This is a genomic window from Enterobacter cloacae complex sp. P16RS2, assembly GCF_014982155.1.
In the GTDB taxonomy this organism is placed as follows: domain Bacteria; phylum Pseudomonadota; class Gammaproteobacteria; order Enterobacterales; family Enterobacteriaceae; genus Enterobacter; species Enterobacter cloacae_M.
Map to the genome: position 1 here is coordinate 1 of NZ_JADCKW010000091.1, position 866 is coordinate 866.

Consider the following 866-nt stretch of genomic DNA (forward strand, 5'->3'; position numbering starts at 1 on the left):
ACATTGATGAATTTAAAGGAAGATAGATTTTCATTACGGATTATTTCCTAAATTCATCGATAATGTGATCGACATAAAATTTTCATTTAAGAGTGAAGAGATAATTTAAGGTTGACTGAAATAGCTCAAACTGGTGTAGTTAACATAACAGAAGAAACGAAAGGCTTCATAGCAGCCTGATACTTCAGGCCGCTAAGGGGTTAATATTGCTGCAGATAATTAGACCGGGAAGCGTATGGCGTCACCATTTCTCCCGCCTGGCTGGAAGTGAAGAATCATTGTGCAAAGCTCCGTATTCGGGCTTTGCATCTGACAATGGTTCCCTGGATGAAAGTACGATCTCCACCCCAAGGACGCTGAACACCCTAAACAAACGCTCAAAACCCACACTTGCAGGGTTGGCCTCCAGTCGGGCATAAGTTTGCTGTGTTACACCCAAACGTTCAGAAACATCTCTTTGCGTCAGTCCATTGGCTTTGCGAAAGCCGATTAAAACAGGACGCAACTGATTCAAGGTCTTCAAAGCGTATTGAGTGTTCATAAGTGACCATCCGTATCGACGGGTTAACAAGCACAACGCATGGATTTACAGCATATAAGCTGTAATACTCATTAACAGACTATAGGCTGTAAAACGCTTCTTGCCAAGATGCGACATCTTTCAAAAACAAGGCCGTGTTGAGTAAGCAGTACTGGTATCTAGCCCCCCTAACCCCTTTGCTTGAGGGTGACCCAGTGACATTTATCGTGATCGTAGGTCTTTTAGACGTTGTTGCTAACCGGCATCATACTCAGGTGGTAACCCCCAGGGATACTCGGGAAGTGATAAATTATTACCGCCCCAGTCAAAATATATAACCCTATCT

At 43.4% G+C, this 866-nt stretch carries 1 protein-coding gene; it reads right to left on the bottom strand.

Translation table 11 applies throughout. The features are described from left to right. Positions 1-241: 241 nt before the first annotated feature. Complete coding sequence (locus tag INF68_RS23020) at positions 242-541, bottom strand: helix-turn-helix domain-containing protein (protein WP_001097217.1); 300 nt, start codon at positions 539-541, stop codon at positions 242-244. Between the last annotated feature and the right edge of the window lie 325 nt (positions 542-866).